The 19,794-nt window shown below is 40.9% G+C and carries 18 protein-coding genes; 8 read left to right on the top strand and 10 right to left on the bottom strand.

What is annotated here, in order from left to right; translation table 11 throughout:
- Positions 1-29 precede the first annotated feature (29 nt).
- From WAA15_RS17235 to WAA15_RS17200, 8 genes are all read right to left on the bottom strand, one after another.
- Positions 30-2,795, bottom strand: coding sequence for a TonB-dependent receptor (locus tag WAA15_RS17235; RefSeq protein WP_337044058.1), 2,766 nt, complete (start codon positions 2,793-2,795; stop codon positions 30-32).
- A 41-nt stretch (positions 2,796-2,836) separates the two neighbouring features.
- The gene (locus WAA15_RS17230; protein ID WP_337044057.1) at positions 2,837-3,406 is read right to left on the bottom strand and encodes a carboxymuconolactone decarboxylase family protein; all 570 of its coding nucleotides are present in this window, start codon (positions 3,404-3,406) and stop codon (positions 2,837-2,839) included.
- 100 nt (positions 3,407-3,506) lie between these two features.
- A complete protein-coding gene (locus tag WAA15_RS17225) occupies positions 3,507-4,049 on the bottom strand; it encodes a carboxymuconolactone decarboxylase family protein (RefSeq protein WP_337044056.1) in 543 nt (180 codons plus the stop codon).
- Positions 4,050-4,052: 3 nt separating this feature from the next.
- On the bottom strand, positions 4,053-5,123 hold the full coding sequence (locus tag WAA15_RS17220; RefSeq protein ID WP_337044055.1) for a hypothetical protein: 1,071 nt from the start codon (positions 5,121-5,123) through the stop codon (positions 4,053-4,055).
- 53 nt (positions 5,124-5,176) lie between these two features.
- Positions 5,177-6,715: a phosphatase PAP2 family protein gene (locus WAA15_RS17215; RefSeq protein WP_337044054.1), complete on the bottom strand. Its 1,539-nt coding sequence runs from the start codon at positions 6,713-6,715 to the stop codon at positions 5,177-5,179.
- A gap of 73 nt (positions 6,716-6,788) precedes the next feature.
- Entirely contained in the window at positions 6,789-7,709 is a 921-nt protein-coding gene (locus WAA15_RS17210) for a hypothetical protein (protein ID WP_337044053.1), read from the bottom strand.
- A 238-nt stretch (positions 7,710-7,947) separates the two neighbouring features.
- Positions 7,948-8,514 (bottom strand): hypothetical protein, encoded by a 567-nt coding sequence (locus tag WAA15_RS17205; protein WP_337044052.1) that lies wholly within the window; start codon positions 8,512-8,514, stop codon positions 7,948-7,950.
- A gap of 35 nt (positions 8,515-8,549) precedes the next feature.
- Positions 8,550-9,161 carry a trimeric intracellular cation channel family protein gene (locus tag WAA15_RS17200; RefSeq protein WP_337044051.1) on the bottom strand — a complete coding sequence of 204 codons (612 nt, stop codon included), beginning with the start codon at positions 9,159-9,161 and terminating at the stop codon, positions 8,550-8,552.
- Between the two features lie 72 nt (positions 9,162-9,233).
- On the opposite strand from WAA15_RS17200, the gene dnaG reads away from it, so the two are divergent.
- The 3 genes from dnaG (at position 9,234) to WAA15_RS17185 (ending at position 12,635) form a co-directional block, all read left to right on the top strand.
- A complete protein-coding gene (dnaG, locus tag WAA15_RS17195; RefSeq protein WP_337044050.1) occupies positions 9,234-11,201 on the top strand; it encodes a DNA primase in 1,968 nt (655 codons plus the stop codon).
- A 29-nt stretch (positions 11,202-11,230) separates the two neighbouring features.
- Entirely contained in the window at positions 11,231-11,638 is a 408-nt protein-coding gene (gene arfB / locus WAA15_RS17190; protein WP_337044049.1) for an alternative ribosome rescue aminoacyl-tRNA hydrolase ArfB, read from the top strand.
- A gap of 97 nt (positions 11,639-11,735) precedes the next feature.
- Positions 11,736-12,635, top strand: a complete 900-nt coding sequence (locus tag WAA15_RS17185; protein ID WP_337044048.1) for a PE-PGRS family protein — start codon at positions 11,736-11,738, stop codon at positions 12,633-12,635.
- 71 nt (positions 12,636-12,706) lie between these two features.
- On the opposite strand, the gene hslU is transcribed toward WAA15_RS17185, so the two are convergent.
- Positions 12,707-14,101, bottom strand: coding sequence for an ATP-dependent protease ATPase subunit HslU (gene hslU / locus WAA15_RS17180; protein WP_337044047.1), 1,395 nt, complete (start codon positions 14,099-14,101; stop codon positions 12,707-12,709).
- Between the two features lie 206 nt (positions 14,102-14,307).
- On the opposite strand from hslU, the gene WAA15_RS17175 reads away from it, so the two are divergent.
- Both WAA15_RS17175 and WAA15_RS17170 read left to right on the top strand, forming a co-directional pair.
- A complete protein-coding gene (locus WAA15_RS17175; RefSeq protein WP_337044046.1) occupies positions 14,308-14,832 on the top strand; it encodes a M23 family metallopeptidase in 525 nt (174 codons plus the stop codon).
- A gap of 341 nt (positions 14,833-15,173) precedes the next feature.
- The gene (locus WAA15_RS17170; protein WP_337044045.1) at positions 15,174-16,637 is read left to right on the top strand and encodes a Gfo/Idh/MocA family protein; all 1,464 of its coding nucleotides are present in this window, start codon (positions 15,174-15,176) and stop codon (positions 16,635-16,637) included.
- A gap of 65 nt (positions 16,638-16,702) precedes the next feature.
- Here the strand turns inward: WAA15_RS17170 and WAA15_RS17165 are convergent, their stop codons facing one another.
- Positions 16,703-17,380 carry an NUDIX hydrolase gene (locus tag WAA15_RS17165; RefSeq protein ID WP_337044044.1) on the bottom strand — a complete coding sequence of 226 codons (678 nt, stop codon included), beginning with the start codon at positions 17,378-17,380 and terminating at the stop codon, positions 16,703-16,705.
- Between the two features lie 38 nt (positions 17,381-17,418).
- On the opposite strand from WAA15_RS17165, the gene WAA15_RS17160 reads away from it, so the two are divergent.
- The 3 genes from WAA15_RS17160 to WAA15_RS17150 all read left to right on the top strand — a co-directional run bounded on the left by WAA15_RS17160 (position 17,419) and on the right by WAA15_RS17150 (position 19,755).
- Positions 17,419-17,643 (top strand): DUF2905 domain-containing protein, encoded by a 225-nt coding sequence (locus WAA15_RS17160; protein WP_337044043.1) that lies wholly within the window; start codon positions 17,419-17,421, stop codon positions 17,641-17,643.
- 76 nt (positions 17,644-17,719) lie between these two features.
- Positions 17,720-19,132, top strand: a complete 1,413-nt coding sequence (locus tag WAA15_RS17155) for a PepSY-like domain-containing protein (RefSeq protein ID WP_337044042.1) — start codon at positions 17,720-17,722, stop codon at positions 19,130-19,132.
- An 83-nt stretch (positions 19,133-19,215) separates the two neighbouring features.
- Positions 19,216-19,755 (top strand): RNA polymerase sigma factor, encoded by a 540-nt coding sequence (locus tag WAA15_RS17150; RefSeq protein ID WP_337044041.1) that lies wholly within the window; start codon positions 19,216-19,218, stop codon positions 19,753-19,755.
- Positions 19,756-19,794 lie beyond the last annotated feature (39 nt).

The raw sequence follows: 19,794 nt of genomic DNA, 5'->3' as shown, positions 1-19,794 counted from the left end.
CCTTAGTGGCAAACCTCACTATATTCTATTTAGCGTAATAATTCATCAAAATTCAGGCTTACGTAATATAACCCACCCACAGCCGGAGAGCCATAGGCTTGTACGATATACTGATTTGTCAGGTTTGATGCACCTAACTTAACAACCGACTTAATAGCAGGTAATTTGTAGCTTACCTGTGCATCTAACAAGCTATAAGCGTTAATTCGACCCGGATACAATGAGGTAAAGGTCCCGTACCAGTCGAACGCACTTTGCCAGTGCCATGCCACACTAAAACCTAGTTTATCTGTGAGTTTCGGGTTACTAAACACAAGATTGGTTTTCCAAGTAGGTGTGTTAAATGCCGGAATATTATTCGGATTGGCATCAAGCAAATTAAAATCAATCCATGTTGCGTTAGCATTCAAGCGGTAGCTTTTAGGGAAAAGATATGAGATTCCGGCACTTACCCCCTGAATAGAAACCTTATCAGCGGCATTGGTATATAGCTGAAAAGCCTGTGTATTACTGCTCAGGATGTCTGCCGCTGCTGCCGGATTAATAGAACCGTCAGGCAGAAGCACCTCATTTTTAGGTCTGATAACTACCGTATTAATGATAAAATCTTTGTACTGGCTGTAATAGTAGTTTACATCAAGCAATAGTTTCTGGTTAAATACGCCTTTGTATCCTATCTCAAAACTTTGTACTTTTTCAGGCTGAATATAAGGCACATTCGACTTTACCAGTTTGTCTTTGTTATTAGCAATTGCCGTCGGGAAAGGTACACCCTGCCCTAACTGCGCTCCTGCTGCGCTGGCAAAGGCTCCTACCGAAGCCGCAGTAAACGAGTTCTCGTATGCGTTTAAACCCTGAGCGTTAACAGGCGCGCCCCCTAAAATAATAATTGGCCCCACATTTAGTTTAATATACTGGTCGCCAATAACAGGGTTTCGGAAACCAGTCTGGTAAGAAGCTCTGAAATGGTTATTCTCATTTGGTGAAAACACCGCCGAGGCTCTTGGAGTAAAACGCCCATCGAAGTTTTCGTTTTTATCATAACGACCCGACAACGTAATTTTCAGCTTATCGCTCAATAATGATTTAGATGCCTGCACAAATGCCCCGTATTCGTCGTTGGTAAGGTTTTTACCTTTGTCATCAAACAGTGTTCCTTGTGTGTCGAGGTAATATCTTCTGTAATTGGCCCCAACCTGCACATTTACTACTTTAATATGCTTCGTGAAATCATACATTCCTTCGATGTGCTTCAACCCACAACGGCTAAAAATTCCGGCACCGTTTAAACCTTGTGTATGAATGAGCTGGTCTCTGGCGGCATTAAATTCTGAAGTTCCGGGTAATAGTCTTCCTTGGTCAGCAAAAGCGCGTGCTGATGCATGGTTCTGCGCTGTTATGCCATTAATTGTACCATTAAAAGCAGCCGCGTATCGTTGAAACCACACGGCGTCGGCCTGTGCCGGCGCAACTGTGTTACCGTTCAGGTCTTTTACCCACATCCGGTTCAGTAACTGACCTAAAGAACGGCTGTTGTATGAGTCCTCAGAGTCTTCCTGATTAGAATACGCTCTTACATAAAAATTACTTCCTTTCAGCTCAAGCCGATGCTGCATTAAATGAAAATTGTTAATCACAAAACGGCTACTACCAGTATACTGGGCAATTCCCTGACTATAATTAGCCTGATAGATAGCTTCCAGATTATCGGTAATTCTATAATGCAATGCGCCATTTAATTTAAGGCTATATACACCATACTGTGCAAGGTCTTTTTCTTCATAACCGGTTCTCGACACACGACCGATTTTATCAATCGTCTGTGCTACTTCATCACCATAAATATTGAGTGCGTTTTTGCCGGGGTTATTCGGGCCGCGATTTGCCAACGGAGTATTAGGGTCGATGTCGGTATAATCGTTAGCATACCAGTCCGTTCCGGTCAGATAGGCTACATTTGCTTTAAAAGCAAAACGGTTTTTGAATGCTTTGGCATAACGAATGGCTAAATCGTACATAGGCTTTGCTCCTAAGCCAGTGCCATCGTTCAGATGATTCACACCGAACTTGGCCTGCGCACTTAAGCCCTGATAATCAAACGGGTTTTTGCTACGTACCTGTAACATTCCGTTAAAAGCAATAGGACCATAAAGAGCCGAAGCTGCACCCGGAATTAACTCAACGCTTTCTACGTCAATATCATGTGGGCCAAACAAATTGCCCATGGCAAAACCTAAACCAGCCGACTGGTTATCTACGCCATCAATCAGTTGCAGAAAACGGCTATTACCTGTGGTATTGAATCCGCGCGTGTTAATTTGTTTGTAGGTCAGGCCACTGGTAACCATATCCAGCGACTTCATGTTGACCAGAGCATCATAAAAATTGGGTGATGGCGTTTGTTGTATTCCTCTCAAATCCATTTTTTCGATACTCACAGGCGAGCGCAAGATACTTTCTTCAATTCTGGAAGCCGAAACAACAACCTGATTCAGGTCGGCAGTTCCTGCTTTCATCACAATCGAAAGCATAGTTTCGTTGTTAACAGAAACCTCCTGACGCTCATAGCCTACCATCGAGACCACAAGAGTTGCTGGCGTACTTGCATTAAGTTCAAAATTTCCTTCTGCATTTGTGATGGTTCCGGCCACTTTACCTTTAAGTGTGATCGAAACCCCTGCCAAAGGTTTTTGAGTTTCGGCGTCTGTTACTTTGCCCTTAATTGATGTTTTCTGGGCAAATACACCGACCGAAATCAGTAATAGCGTAAATAAATAGGTAAAATATTTTTTCATCAGATAATTTCAGATTAAACTAGGTTCGATTAATTAAATCCTCATTTATCAGTTTTTTTCAGGTGGTCATAACCTTGTGGCAAACGTGTATAGCCATGGTTAACGATTCTTTCACCCAGATACTGATAAAACGAGGGGTCGGTTGGTGTAACACTTGCCAGCCCATCTACATAGCGATTATAAAGGCAGAAAAGCGCGGCAATCAGTACAGTATCATGTATTTCCATGTCTGTTGCACCTTGTTCTTTAGCAATAGCTATGGCTTCGGGTGTAACGCTTTTTCCACTTTGCTGTACCATTCTGGCAATTGTTAGCAAGGCTTTCATTTTATCACTCACAGGTGCATTTTCTAAATCGTTCTTTACCAGTTCGCAGGTTTCTGACTCGCCCAATAGTAGGTCAGCGGCAGCTGTATGGGCCGAAGTACAGAATTTACAGCCATTATTGTGTGAAACAATGCTAGCTATTAACTCTCGTTCGCCTTGTGTGAGTGAGTTTTCACCTCTTAACAGAATCTGTGTTAACTCACGAATAGGTGCTGCGGTATCCTGACTGTATTCGAGCAGGCCCGTAATACCGGGCAAGTGGTCAGGAAGTGATATATGAGGCATAATTTTAGACAATAGAAATGCTAACCAGCTACTTTTAGGCTAGCTGCTGTGATAGTGCAAATAAAAAACAGGAAAAACCAAACAGAATAAAGTCTGTTTATTAGCGAGGACGGTTATAGCCCAAAAAGGCCATTTTCTCTCCCATTTCACGATAGGCTTCATTTTCTTCTGGAGCCCACGTGCCTAAGCCATCAACATAACGATTAAACATACAAAATGCTGCTGCAATCAGTACCGAGTCATGTATTTCTTCATCGGTTGCACCTTCTTCACGGGCTGCGGCAATGTCTTCACTCAATACGTGTTTTCCGCCTTTTTGCACTTTAGCGGCAATATTCAGCAAAGCTCTCAGCTTGGAAGAAATGGGTGTTTGAGCAAAATTTTGTTTTATATCGTCAATTATTGTCAGGTCACACCCTAAATGTGCCGCTGCCGCAGCCCCGTGCGAGGTATGGCAAAAGTGGCAGCCATTCAGGTGTGAAACATAAGAAGCTATCAATTCTCGTTCGCCACTTGTAAGCGTAGAAGAACCACGCAGCAAGGTTTCGGCCAGATTTAACAATGGCGCGGCTGTACGAGGGTTGTTAGTCAGAAGCCCCGATATACCCGGAAGTTCTTCATTCAGCAACTTTATATAGGCCATCTTTTAGAAACGATAAGCATACGTTGCTGTAATGAGGTAATCGGCAAAGGCTGCATCGCCATGTTTTAAGCCTTGTGGGTCTTGCATATCGCTCCATGACTTAATTCTGTTACGCACAACAGCGTAAGGAACTCCGAAAATAAATGAGTGATGATGCGTATTTAAAATAACACTTGGCTCTACGGAAACGATGTATCCCGGACGGCGGTTGCCTTGGCTATTACCAATTCTGTCAATAGCTGGTAAACCTTCAACTCTACCACCCAAAGCAAAAGAGATACCTTGTTTTGGCAGAATTGAATAACTTAAACCTGCACGACCAGCAAATTGGTCAGGCACCGAATAACCTGTTGCGGCATTAACCGTTTTAGGGCTGAACATATAAAAACCATTGTAGTACACAGAGGCATTTTTAAATACTGACTGGTATCCTTGAATTTCAATGCTATATCCCCAGCCACTATCGCCTAATTGCATTGATTGGTCAAGGGCTTTACGCTGGATATATTCTTTTTTATTTTTATCCAGTTTATGAAAATCACCTTGCACGTTTGCATCACCTGTTGGTGCTTTAATACCTACACCAATAGCCAGATTTCCTTTGAGGTGAGTAGCTGGGTTCAATAACCAGTAAGTAGCCGAAACACGCATATCGCCAACACCTTTTGAATAAGTATGAAAACGTTTCTGGTCAGGATTTGCCTCTTTTGAATTGCCATAATGCTCATATAGAGAAGAACGGTCGTTATCAAGAAAAGGAAGATTCAACGAGAAACTCAACCGTGGGTTAACGGCATAGCTTAAACCAAAATCAAAAGCATGCGAAGTATTAATTACCTGTGTACCGTTTTCGATACGTTCTTTTTGCTCAACAGTACCAACAAAATGACGAAACGAATGTAAGTAACGATACGATGCTGTAAACTGGAACTGTCCGCCTTTCATCATAGAGGCGGGGCTGTTCGGGTTACCAGTTGCCGATGCCATGTGGCGAACGGCTATACATCCCTGAGAAAAAGCATTTACTGAATTCAATAGCAATGCTATTGAGAAAAAATATATTATTTTTTTCATCATTTAATACGTTTAAAAGAAATAAAATCAGATTACCACTTATTTAACTTGGCTTATAAGCCTGAGCCATCTGCTTTGCCGCGGGCAATGGCATATTCACCAATTTTTTTGCCATGAGCTAATCCTACTTGGCAATCAAAACTGTAATGGATAAGCCCATAAACTCTCGACATTGAAGCCTCATTTGCCCTTTCTTTCAGCCTCTCGGCTTCAGATGGGAAAATAGACCCTAGCACCGCCGCTGCTGCACCCGAAAAAGTTGAGTGCCCTGAAGTATAAGACTGGAAGTTAGGCAAACCAACCGAGGTTTTTACACCAAACTGTTGCGGGCGCGGATAATAGTAATAAGTTTTTACATCCCAGCAAGCTATACCGGCATCCATTTCGGCTGTACCAAGCAAAGCCAGTGTACGTGCCGTAGCTAGTTCGCTGAACTTGTTCTGAAAACACAGGTTAGCGGCTTCTCTGTGCCAATGACCGGGAGGGGTGTAGCTCCCTGCGCCGTCAGACCAGTAGTTTGCTATACGAGCTTGTTCACGCGTTTGTTTCTTATCTATTTCTTTTAATTCATCAAGGGCTTTTTTAAATTCATCACTATCTAACGATGGCGGTGGGCCTGGACGCATGGCAATCATGGTTGCTTTATCAAAGTTCCAAGGCTGCACAGCACCATAGTTTGGCAACATTGGCGGGCGGGCAGGAATTTCTTGACTTAACCACTCTGATTTTAAACCCATTGATTTTGCGTTGGCTATCATACCAGTCGTTAAAGCCTGATTATTAGCGGCTCCCATCCCATCGGCTTTAGCACGGTTCATTACTTTAGCAGCAACAGCTTTACCGAGTGCATCGCCTGCGCTTATGTCAGAATCTACATTCATACCTCCCCAGATACGGGCATTTTTTGCTTCTGCCAGTTTAGCATCTAACAAAGGTACTTCACCCGGAAACATCGCTACCAGAATGGTATAAGAAGCAGCCGCTACAACGGCATCTTCTGATGGGTAAGAAGGTAGGTCAGACACAGGCAATAAAGCAGAAACCGACGCATCGTTTTTAGACGGTGCCTTACGGTTATACTTATATTTGTAGTTCCAAGCAGCAACCAGCGCATCGTATTGTGCTACGCTCAGGTAAGCCAATGCACGAGCCGTGTATGGCGGGTTTGCAAAAGGAAATTTAGGGTCAGCTAACGGATTCGCAGCGTCGGGCACAGGGTATTTGCCTTCTGCATTTGACGCAGGCGGAAGGTTATAACGCGCAGCTAGTTCGCGGGCTATTTCGTTCCAGCGATAAACCGCACCTGCTCCCCAATAACTAACTGCCTTTTTATTTTCAGGCGTAATAGTAGCAACCGTATTTTTCAGTTTCTTGATTTCATCCTGATACTCGGTCGAATTAACTGCTTTTGGTTCTGCTACTGCTACTTCATTTGCGTTAGCTAAAATATAGGTTTTCCAAGTACCGCCTTTTTCATCTAGCTTGGCCGGAATGTAGGCTTCTCTTAAAGGTTCTTCTAAATCTTTATTACAAGATGAAACCACTAAGCTGAATACCGTAAGAAATATAAGTGATAAATGTATTTTTTTCATAATCGGGCCCCATATTCAATCAGTTGAATTGCTTGGGGAAGCATATTTTCTGTGATTAATCTTTTCTACAATCTTAATTTTTTGAAGTCACTGCCGACTTTGTTTTGAAGTTTATCTGGTACAGGAAGCCTACTGAGAAAGTAGTTGATTGCCCCATGTTCTGGCCATCGATTACTTTTCTGGCCATTACATTGAACCCAATGTTTTTAGGTTGGAACTTACCATAAAAACCTACTCCGGTAGCCTTCATGTTATTTGTCGGGAAAGGCATATCATTCCGGCGGATATAATCGCCGCCAACACACGTATTTTTATCAATGAAAAGTTCTGCCTGAATACCTTTTTTGTAATAACCTGCCCTTGCAGCTACATCGGTTGCATTCGGAATTCTTACTTCGTTGGTATTATAAACTCGGTCATCGGCCTGATACGCATCTCTGTCAACTGTTATGTTGCTACGGAAAATATAGCTCCCATGTGCCGTAATATAGAACCCTGACTTATGCTTGTAATGAGCAACCAAACGAGCAGTAGCTGTTTTAGCTCCAATGCCGATTGACATCGGTAAAAAATCTTTCACGTAATTGCTTACAGGCACCGAGCCACCCAATACACCATGAAGCGACAAGCCGTTATCGGTCTGCACCATATTATATTTTACCCATACCGATAAATCTTGTAATCCTTTCTGGCCCATCAAATTACCCGCACTTGTTTTGGTCGATACATAAGGTAAGCCCGCAAGTACATTTAGTTTTTTGGTAATTCCATAAGCAATCATTGGCATCACGCTTTGGGTAGTATGTGTGCCTATATTGAAATTTTCGCGTTTCAGGTTATTTTCCCAGTATTCTGACCATTGGCTATTAGCATAAGTAGCCGCTATACAAATTGAATTTTTATTCATATAGATAGCATCATGAGGCATTTGGGCATAAGTATTCATGCAGACACCGCCTACCAACACAAGTATCAACTTGTAAAGTAATTTCATTTTTAAAATATAGAGTTTTGGTTAAAAACAGTCTTGTTCAGAAGGGCCACCGCGTAGTTTTATCCATAGAGGCATATTTGCAGCAATTTATACTGCACCAATAGAGCCTGAATGGGCTATAAGCCTACCCAATGTACCCAAAAGAGTGTTGATTTTGAGCGTGAATTTTCACCGATAAACACCATAGGGCATAGCCTATCGTATTACGATAAAAATTGTAGAAAAGAAAAATCTGTTTTTAAACCAAGTCTGGCGGAGGAGAGTGAACCAGTAAAATTGAAGCAGGAATAAATTCCTGATATGTGTAGATTTTTAACGGGAGGTCTTCAACCCAGAAATAAGCAATATTCTGAGTATTAAACTGTGTATAATCTTTGGTAAGATTCTTAAAGAAATTCATTGCTTTTTTACCGGGGGCGGTAGGCTCATCGTTTACGTGTTTCTTTACTTGTTGCAATAAACTGAACACGTTTTCCCGGCTGGCATTTTCTTTTGTACAGTAAGTATAAAGCGTATCGTTTTCGAATTTACGTTCTTGTGTACGGAAAAAATTGCCTTTGTAGATAATTAAACCATCTGTTTCTTCTGATTCATTCCAGCTAGCCAGATAAGGAATGGCCATAGGTAGTTTCATAACAAGTTGCTCGCCTTTTTCTTCAAAAAACACACTAGGCTGTATCATACGTTGTTCCTGCCATTTGTCCATCAGTAAGACAAACGTAGAGCCAAGTATATTACAGACAAGTAATACAAGAAGCGATATGGAGGCAACTCTTTTCAGTAGTAGTTTTGGTTCATACAGCAAATTAATGAATTAAATTGAAATTTTCCAACAACTTTTTACATTTTATTGATTTTTGGCAATGAGATATTCTTCCTGATGGCCAGCATACGTATACCGAAAATAAACAGAATAATAATTACGTCTCGGAAGTCTGACGCGATATTTAGTTTTAACAAAGCAAAATACAACACCCCTCCAATAATACACACAGTAGCGTATAATTCGCCCGTACGGAAAAGTGCCGGAATTTCGTTCAGCAGAATATCTCTGATAACTCCACCGAAACAGGCAGTAATGGTACCCAGTATAATGCAGGACGGAATATTCAGGTGTATGGCTATGCCTTCCTGTATGCCTCTCAAGGCAAAAAAACCTAACCCCAGCGAGTCGAAGAAAGTAAGTGTTTTATCAAGGTGCTTAATTTTACTTCTGAAAATAACCGTAACGGCGGCGGTTCCAAGTATAAGCAGAATAATGGAGGAATCCAGAAGCCAGCGCACGGGCAAATGGCCTATCAGCACATCACGGATGGTTCCTCCTCCTATGGATGTCACAAAGGCAATAACCAGAAGTCCGAAAATATCAAGGTCCTTACGAATAGCAGCAAGTGTACCCGATGCCGCAAAAGCAATAGTACCGCCAATATTAATAAAAGTAAAAAGTTCCATTGGTTTTTATTAGTTTTGGAACAAAAATAGGATTAAAAACGTCAATTTAACGTTTCCATCTGAAATAGCTTCATGCGTATAGACCAAGACACCGTTCAACAGATTATTCAGGCTGCCGACATTGTGGAAGTAGTTGGTGATTATGTTTCCCTGAAAAAACGTGGGGCAAACATGATAGCCTGCTGCCCTTTTCACAACGAAAAAACCCCTTCGTTTTCTGTTTCGCCCTCTAAAGGCATTTATAAATGCTTCGGGTGTGGCAAAGCGGGCGACTCGGTTAGGTTTGTGATGGATATTGAAGGTTTAGGCTACCCCGAAGCACTCAGGCATCTGGCAAAAAAATATGGAATAGAAATTGCCGAACGCGAGGTTACCGATGAAGAACAGCAAAGCCAGAATGAAAAAGAAAGCCTTTACATAGCCCTTGACTTTGCCAATAAATATTATCAGGACCAACTCTGGAAAACCTCTGAAGGCGAAAGTATAGGTCAGAGCTATTTCAAAGAAAGAGGGTTTAATCATGCAACCATTCATAAATTCGACTTGGGTTATAGCCCCGATGGCTGGGATGTTTTCACAAAATATGCCTTAAAGAATGGTTTCTCTTTGGATATTCTCGAAAAAGCAGGTCTGACCCTTATTAAGGAAGGCAAAGACCCCATTGACCGATTCAGAGGGCGGGTTATTTTTCCGATTCATAATGTGGCCGGTAAGGCAATTGCTTTCGGTGCCAGAATCCTGAAAAAGGACCCTAATTCGCCAAAATACCTCAACTCGCCCGAAACAGCCGTTTACCATAAAAGTTTTATCGTTTATGGCATTGCACAGGCAAAAAATCCTATCAGGCAGGAAGACAACTGTTATCTGGTTGAAGGATACACCGACGTTGTATCGCTTAATCAGTCAGGAATCGAAAATGTGGTTGCCTCTTCTGGCACGTCTCTTACCAAAGAGCAAATTCAGTTAATCAGGCGGTTTACAAACAATATTACCGTTTTATATGATGGTGATGCCGCCGGAATAAAAGCCTCACTGCGGGGAATTGATATTATTCTGGAAGAAGGGCTTAATGTAAAAGCAGTGGTTTTTCCTGATGGCGATGACCCCGACAGCTTTGTTCAGAAGGTGGGTAGTCAGGCGTTTAAAGAATATATCAAAAACACCCAGAAAGACTTTATTCGTTTCAAAACAGAAATCTCGCTCAAAGATGTTGGCAATGACCCCATCCGAAGGGCAGAACTCATTAAAGAACTAGTTGAAACCATTTCTAAAATTCCTGACTCAATAAAACGGTCGGTTTTTTACAAAGAAGTAGCTTCTTTACTTAGTATCGACGAACATATTCTGATTACTGAGGGGAATAAGATATTCCAGAAAAAAGTTCAGGAAAGCGAGAAAGACCGCCAACGACAACAAAAAACACAACATTTGGCCGAAATCGGGCTGGAAACTGAAGTACCTGTTTTTATACCCGACGACCCTGAAACCAAAACTGATAAAGAGCGCAGCCTTGTTTCTTACCATGAAGAAGAATGTGTGCGTTTGCTTGTTTGCTATGGAAGCCACGTACTGGAAAGAAATGTAGTAGAAAACATTGATTTTACACTCACAGACTACATATTTAACGAAATCAGGGATATGGAGTTTGAAACGTTGTCTTACCAGAAAATACTAAGCATCTTCCGGGAGTTTCACCAAAAAGGAGAAATTCCACAGACCACCCATTTTACCAGCCATCAGGATATTGAAATACAACAACAGGCCATTAACTGGTTATCTTCGCCCCACCACCTGAGTGAGAACTGGGAGAAATACGAAATTTATGTACCTGTGGAAGCCGATAAATTAGCAGACATGGCCTACACAAATATTCTGCGACTGAAAAAAAGCCGGTTTGAGTCTGATATGGCTAAACTTACCAACGAACTGATAGAGGCCCAATCGTATGAAGCACAAGAGCAGATTTTAATGAAAATGATGCAACTAAAAGAAGTAATCAAGAAAATTGCCCATCTGCTGGGTACGGTTGTGCAAGGCTAGGCTCGTTTACACAATAATAAAGTATATTCATGATAAAAGATATAGATTTTTCACCTGAATTTGATTTTTCGACCTCCAGAAGCGGGGGTCCGGGCGGACAAAATGTAAATAAAGTAGAAACCAAAGTCGAATTACGGTTTGATATTCAAGCATCGGCTTTCTTATCTGATACCCAGAAACAAAAGCTACTCGAAAAACTACAAAATCAGCTAGTGCAACAAACCATATTGGTTATTACGGCACAAGAAAAGCGCAGCCAGTTACAAAACAAAGAGTTGGTTGTCAGGAAGTTTTATAAATTGTTAGAAAAAACATTACATGAGCGTAAAAAAAGGGTAGCCACCAAGCCCTCAGGAGAAGCCGTAGAGAAACGCCTGCAATCAAAAAAGAAAGAGGCTGCCAAAAAAGCCATCAGGGGTCAAAAAATAGATTTCTGATATGCTCAGGCTAATTAGTGTTATTGATTAAATATTTATTAAAGCTAATATTCTCCCTAAAGAATTGTTTTCTTTGTGTGAATTTTATAGTAGCCTGATGAAAAAAAATATTATTTACTTACTTGTCTCGCTTTTTCTGAGTTCCTGTGACTGGTTCAAAAAACCTGACCCCACCCCACAAACCGTTAAACTACCCGAATATGAAGCCACTCCGATTGCTTCTGTATTACCACTTAATATAGCTAACGAAGCCTCAGGCGTATGCGACAGCCGCAGTATGCCGGGTAACGTATGGTTTGAAGAAGATGGCGACAACCCGAACTCAATTCATTTATTCTCACATCAGGGGCAATACAAAGGGGCAGTACAAATGCCTTTCCCTAATCGTGACTGGGAAGATATTGCCATAGGCCCTGGCCCTGAAGCTGGTAAAAACTATTTGTATCTGGCCGAAATTGGCGACAATCTGGCTGTATATGACAATAAATATTATATATACAGGTTTTTAGAACCTCAATCATTAAACCAGCCTGTTACGGCCTACGACCGTATAGCCTTTCAGTACCCCGACGGAAGCCGCGATGCCGAGTGCATTTTACTAGACCCTGCTACTAAAGATATTTATATAGTAAGCAAGAGAGAATTTAATGTGCGTTTGTATATGTTACCATATCCGCAGTCGGTTACGGAAATCCAGACCGCCAAGTTTATTCAAACTCTCCCCTATATGTTTATCACAAGCGGAGGGATTTCATCCGATGGGAAAGAAATCGTAATACGTAATTATGAGGTATTATACTACTGGTATCGCCGTGACGGAGAAACCATTCCAGAAACACTTTCCCGCACCCGCGACGCGCTATTACCTTACGTAAGGGAATCGCAGGGAGAAGGTTTCTGCTTTGATAAAGATGGCAATGGTTATTTTACTAATAGTGAAAAACCCGATGGGCAAACCACCCCGTCGTATCTCTATTATTATCCTAAAAAGAAATAATTTTACATACATCATAAAAAAGACCTCGGTAAGCTACCTCAAGGTCTTTTTTATGGCTATGCCCGCACTAATTACAATATGTATTGGCTTAGGTCTTTATTTTTAACCAGATTAGCCAACCGCTCATTAACTAGCTCTTTTGTAATAATAATCTGCGCATTAGGTCCTATTTTATCAGGTACGTCGAACATAATTTCGCTTAGCAAGTGGCTCATTACTGTTTGTAGCCTTCTGGCTCCGATATTCTCCACTTCGGTATTTGCATAAAAGGCTATACGCGCTATTTCTCTGAGGGCCTCATCATCAAAGGTAAGGCTCACATTTTCAGCGTCCAGCATGGCTTCATATTGTTTGGTAAGCGCATTTTTAGGAGCTTTCAGTATCTGATAAAAATTTTCTTCGGTTAAACTTTCCAGTTCAACCCTGATAGGGAAACGCCCTTGTAATTCAGGAATCAGGTCAGAAGGCTTGGCTACATGAAACGCACCTGCTGCTACAAACAGAATATGGTCTGTTTTAACCGAACCGTGTTTGGTGTTTACGGTACTTCCTTCAACTATGGGTAGTAAATCTCGTTGTACACCTTCGCGGCTTACATCGGGCCCTCCCGATTTCGCACTTGACGAGGCTATTTTATCAATTTCATCAATAAAAATAATACCCAGATTTTCAGCTTTCCAGATAGCCTCCTCTTTCACTTCATCCATATCAATCAGTTTGGCGGCTTCTTCTTCCAACAATAATTTTCTTGCTTCTGCAATGGTTACTTTACGTTTTCTACCTTTTTTAGGTAGCATCCCCCCTATCATTTCCTGAATATTCATCATCGACACATCGTCAATAGGGCCACCCATTACACCTATCGAAGGTGCATTGTTACCTTGCACATCTATTTCAACTTTTCTATGGTCCAAGTCACCTTTCCGTAATTTCTCTCTGAAAGCCTCTCGTGTTTTTTCATTCAGCAGGTGTTCGGTATAATCTTCTATTTCTTTCTTTTTGCCTTCTACTACAAAGCCTACCTCTTTTTTGTCTTTCATTGGCGGAATCAGTATATCAAGCAGGTTATCTTCGACGGTTTCAAGAGCCTTTGCTTTTACTTCCTCTTTTTTGGCTGCCCTAACCATATTTACCGATTGCTCCACGAGGTCTCGCACCATACTTTCACAGTCGCGGCCAACATAGCCCACTTCCGTAAACTTCGATGCTTCAACTTTTGTAAAGGGTGCTTCCGCAATTTTTGCCAACCGGCGGGCAATTTCGGTTTTACCTACGCCCGTAGTTCCTATCATTAAAATATTATTCGGAATAATCTCGGCTTGCATATCTTCGGCAGCATTCATTCTCCTCCAGCGATTTCTCAGGGCAATGGCCACGTTTCTTTTTGCCTCTTTCTGGCCAATAATATATTTATCGAGTTCTTGTACGATTTGTTGCGGGGTAAGATTTTCTATTTTCTTCGCCATTTAAAGTAAACTTTATGTTTAAGTGTGTAATGTAATTGTCAACAGCTAAGGCACAAATTTAGTTTTGATTCTGTCTAAAACAAAAAGCAAGCCTATTTTTATGATTAACGGTTTCAGGCTTCTGTAAAGCATTTATTTATTGATATTTATTACTATTTTTCTACCCTATTTGTTTAGCCTACTCGTTACCTCCAAAAAATACTGTCGTGCAAAAAAGAATAGCTTTATCATTTTTACTACTACTGGTTATTTCGGTTCTTCTAGTTCCTCAGGGCTTTCGCGTACCCGTAAGCGGAGCAACCAAAGCAAGTTACAATCAGCAATCATACTGGTATTATCCGTGGGGTAAATCGGGTACTCATAAGGGTGTAGATATCTTTGCCGAGAAAGGCACACCCGTTACTGCCGCCACCAAAGGGCTTGTTATTTATAAAGGCGTGTTTGGCATGGGTGGTAATGTAGTGCTTATACTAGGCCCTAAATGGAGGCTTCATTATTATGCTCATCTGGACAAAACAACAACACGCTTTTTATCTTTCGTTAATAATACCAGTGTTATCGGAACTGTTGGCGATAGTGGTAATGCCAAAGGCAAAGCTCCACATCTACACTATTCAATTACAACGCTTTTTCCTTATCTATGGCGGGTCGATGGCGCACCTCAGGGCTGGAAAAAGATGTTTTATCTTAATCCTGTCGGGTATTTGAATGAGGCATTGACACAACACTGATTACCTGCCCTTAATTCTTTTATTTACGCAGTTATTAAATGAGGATTCTGTTTTCAGGAGGGCATAAAATCATACTAAAATAAAGCTCTGCCGCAATAGCCTTTCATCATTAAAAACAAGTATTAATTACAAGTGGTAAAAGATTTTATCCTACTTGAGCGTTTATTTATGAATGGAATAATATTTTTTATGTAAATCTTACAAATTTTATCTTTCAAAAAGATTTTTTTGTAAGTTTGAACTAAATATTAAAGCCAATATATATGCTTGATAAAAGCTGAAATCTGTCTCGGATTTCAGGTCACTTTTAAATCTAATTTTCACTATTCAACTCTTCAATAATGCAAAACAAAAAGACAACGAACAGAAGGGATTTTCTTAAAAGCGGTGCAATTGCCGCCAGTGGATTCTTTATTGTACCTCGTCATGTATTAGGTAAAGGTTTTATTGCACCCAGCGATAAATTAAATATCGCGGCTATTGGTGCCGGTGGTAAAGGAGCTTCAGACATTGCCAATGCTTACAACAACGGTGTAAACAATGTAGTGGCTATTTGTGATGTAGATATGGCTCGTTGTAAAGGTAGCCTTGATAAATTCCCGAATGCGAAGCGTTACAAAGATTTCAGAGTAATGCTTGAAGAAATGAAGGGAGATATTGATGCGGTTACGATTTCTACACCTGACCACCAACACGCAGTAGCAGCCATGGCTGCTATGCAAATGGGTAAACACGTGTATGTACAAAAACCATTAACGCACGATATTTACGAAGCCCGTAAACTGACCGAAGCTGCCAGAAAATACAAAGTAGTTTCGCAGATGGGTAATCAGGGTGCTTCTAACCCAACACAAAAGCTCATGATGGAATACCTTGACAAAGGTACTATCGGGCCAGTAAGTGAAGTACATATCTGGACAAACCGCCCCGTTTGGCCTCAAGGAAACCCTGTACCAACAGATAAACCGCCGTTAATTGACTCTATGACACCACAAGACTGGGATTTATGGGTAGGTACAGCCTCTTGGGTTGATTATCACCCGCTTTATCACCCATTCAAATGGCGTGGATGGTGGAATTTCGGAACAGGTGCTTTAGGTGACATGGGTTGCCACTTGATTGACCCTGCGTTCAGAGTATTAGGGTTGGGTTATCCGACAGAAGTAGAGTGTAGCGTTGGGCAGGTATTCCTGAAAGACTGGAGCCCTGAGTATAACCCAGAAGGCTGCCCTCCATCATCAAGTGTTCAGATTAAATTCCCTGCTACCAAGCGTAACAATGCGCCTGTAACTATGTACTGGACAGACGGCGGTATTCGTCCGTTCCACCCAGACTGGATTCCGGCTAACGAGCCACTAGCAGAAGCCGATAGCAGCAACGGTGTAATCATGATTGGTACTAAAGGTGTAATGACTTGCGGTACTTATGGAAATACACCGAAAATCTACATGAAAAATGGAGATAAAATGGATTTAGTTCCGAAACAAGACCCTAACGTGAAACCATTACCAGAACATGGCCATCAGGCATCATGGGCCGAAGCATGTAAAGCTGGTTTCAATAGCAAAGAACACAAAGGTCTTTCTTCATCTTTCGATTACTCAGGCCCATTAACTGAAACAGTATTGATGGGTAACCTAGCTATTCGTAGCTATAACCTACGTAAATCGAACGGTAAAAATGGCTTTAACTACGACGGACGTAAAAAACTAATCTGGGATGGTAACAACATGAAAATTACTAACTTCGATGAAGCTAACCAGTTCGTACAACGCCAATACCGCGATGGCTGGAAATTAGTATAGGTATTGCTTATATCAGTCATATTTGAAAGCCCTGCCTTGCAAAAGACAGGGATTTTGTTTGTTGGTCAGAGGCTTGCCATTAACTCGAAATCCTGCACTTTAGCCAGATACAAATAACTCAATAGCAAGGCATTGGTATTGTTTATGAGTCTATGCCCTTCGGCAAAAGGCATAATATGTGTAGTTATGCGTTCAAATTCATAGTCGGTACCCATTTGTTTATTGTGCAAGGCATCTATTTCTTGTATACTCATAGGTATTTCGCAGTAATATAAATATATGGCTTCATCGCTTGTACCCGTACTCGGGAACACCCTCTTCTGTGGTGTCACATCAATTAGCTGCTCTTCAGTAATAGATAGCCCCGTTTCTTCTCTTACCTCTTGCACAGCTATTTCCAAAGGCGTTTTTGTACCATCTACCATCCCGGCCGGATGCTCGTAAGTAAAACCACCCTCGGCAATTCTTCTTTGTTTTACCAGTAACAGATATTTATCCTGAGTAGCTTTGTCGATGAGGCATATTAATACCGATACCACCTCGCCTTTCATAAAACAGATAGGCGGAATTTTATCGCCTTCGGGAGTATCGGCATCCAGCATTAATAATGAAAAAAGAATTTCTCCGTTATATCGGTATCGTGTATAATGCTGCTCAATATGATTGATTTTTAAGCCATTTTCTATCAAATTCTTTTTCCATAGCTTAAATTTGTGTGCATCTTCGAGTTTTTCGTTTACCATAATCGAGTTAAAAAGTTTTTCGCAAAAATAGAAAGCGTATGAATCAAAACACAGGAAAATATATAATCTTCATCGGAGGTATTATTGTAGTAGTAGGTATTATTATTTATTTTTTCTCAGATAAACTGCATTGGTTTGGGCGTTTACCGGGCGACATCCGTTATGAAAAAGGAAATACCCGTATTTATTTTCCTGTTGTAACCATGATATTGCTCAGCTTGTTATTAAATTTCATACTTTATCTGATAAAGAAGTTTTTTTGAAAACAAGCCATGCAACCCATTTGTTAGTGTTTACGTCTGTATTAATATCATAAGAAGAAAAGTTATCAACGCAAAAATGAAAAAACTCTACATACTGCTGCTTTTAGGCTGTGTTTTGTCGGCTTGCGATAGGGTAACTGACCTTCAACCACGCATCAACCCCAATGAGGCTATTCCGTCAGTAGCGGTTAATGCCATTAAAACAGAGTTTCCTGAGGCCACACAGATAAGGTTCTCCACTTTAGAGAAAGACAAACTCTGGGAGTCGAACTTTCAGGTCAGGGTTGACCAGATGTCGGCCGTAGTAAATAATCTAGGAAAAATCTCAGAGACTTACAGAGTTGCCAATAGTATTCAATTGCCCGATAACGCCAAAAATTACATAACCACTAATTTTCCGGGGGCCGTTGTTAAAAATATTTGCCAGCAAATGAACCCCGACGGCAGCATTATTGGCTATAAAGTAATAGCCACACTAGCCGAAGGTAAAGACATAGTTGTTGTTTTCGACAAAACAGGTACATTTATCATGGTAGCTACCAACGATAAAATGGGGCCTGGAGGTGGTGGCCCACCACGTTTTTATTTTATTGAAAAACAGGATTTACCAGAAATTATCAGGTCTTATCTGGACAACAAGCACAAAGATTACACGCTCGTAAAAGCAGCCGTAGTATTGCAAGGAGGCGGTAAGTTATACTCGGTAGTTATTACCAAAGACCTGACTACTTTCGAGTATTTATTTGACGAAAAAGGAAATGTACTAAGAACCGGCACTTTTGGTGTGCATGCCCCTTTAAACAGGCTAGAATATAAAGTTGTGGCTAGTAGCGAAATACCGCAGCGAGTGCGTGAGTACTTGAATATTCAGTTTTCGGCATGGACTTACGAAAACGGCATTACATACGCCCAGAACGGCACATTATTGGGCTATTATATTCTTGTAACAGCCCTTAACAAGCAATTCTCGATACAATTCGATGCCGACGGCTTTTTTATACGTGGCCAACAGGTATGCGGGCCTGCCGGAGCATCAAGCAATAAGTACGAAATAAAATCTATTCAACCCAAAGATTTGCCGGCAGCAATTAGCAGTTTCTTAACCAACAGGCATCAGGAGTTTACTTACCTGCAAACCTCGCTGATTACCGACAGAGATAAAAAAATATACTGGGTAGCTATTTTAAAAGATAACTCTATTTATAATTATACTTTCGACGACAAAGGGAATCCGCTTACGCTGGTTGAGAATATATTAAAACTAAATATGAGTAAAGTACTGGAAAAAGGAATGGCTGAGGAGGACATACCAGAAAACATAAAACAGTACATAAACACGGTGTATGCAGGGTGGGTGTTTCAGATGGGATTAATGAATTTTGCAGACAATAAATTATTTTCATACATATTGGTTATCAAAGTAAACGGTGATTTTTATGTACTGAGCTTTGATGCTAATGGCAATTTTGTAACAGCCCGAAAAGCCTGAACATTGTTGTTATTGTAATTAAGGGCAGATAATGCTAGCCTATTTAAAACGTTATTACTAAAAACGCTGCAAACCTTTTAAGAATGCCCAGTGAAATAGAATTAGTACTTGGATGCCAACGGAACGACCCCAGAGCCCAAGCAGCCTTTTATAATTTATATAAGGGCCGCCTTTTAGGTATCTGCCGTCGTTATGCGCGTACTGTAATGGAAGCCGAAGATATATTTCAGGATGCTTTCATTAAGGTTTTCAATAAAATTCAGGATTTACAAAAGCCTGAATCTGTCGAGTATTGGGTAAAATCGCTGGTGATTCGTACCGCTATTGACCATTACAGGCAGAATACTAACGAACGGCAATTTGTTGATTATTCAGTATTGGAAGATACTAATAATACCGATATTAGTGCCATTTCGCAACTAAGCCATGAAGAAATTGTTTCGGTTATTAACGAACTTTCAGACGGCTACCGAATGGTAGTAAACTTATATTTGATTGATGGTTATGAACACAACGAAATAGCCAAAATACTGGGTATTTCGGAAGGAACATCAAAATCGCAACTATCAAGAGCTAAAGTCCATTTAAGAAGGCGATTAATTGAAATGGGCGTAACAGTTTAAAATACAGTGTTTTTCCCCCTCCTGAAGGGTAATTTATGC

Source organism: Emticicia sp. 17c, assembly GCF_037153985.1.
Lineage (GTDB): Bacteria > Bacteroidota > Bacteroidia > Cytophagales > Spirosomataceae > Emticicia.
The sequence above is the reverse complement of the archived record's forward strand: the minus strand, read 5'-3'. Positions and strand labels throughout refer to the sequence as shown.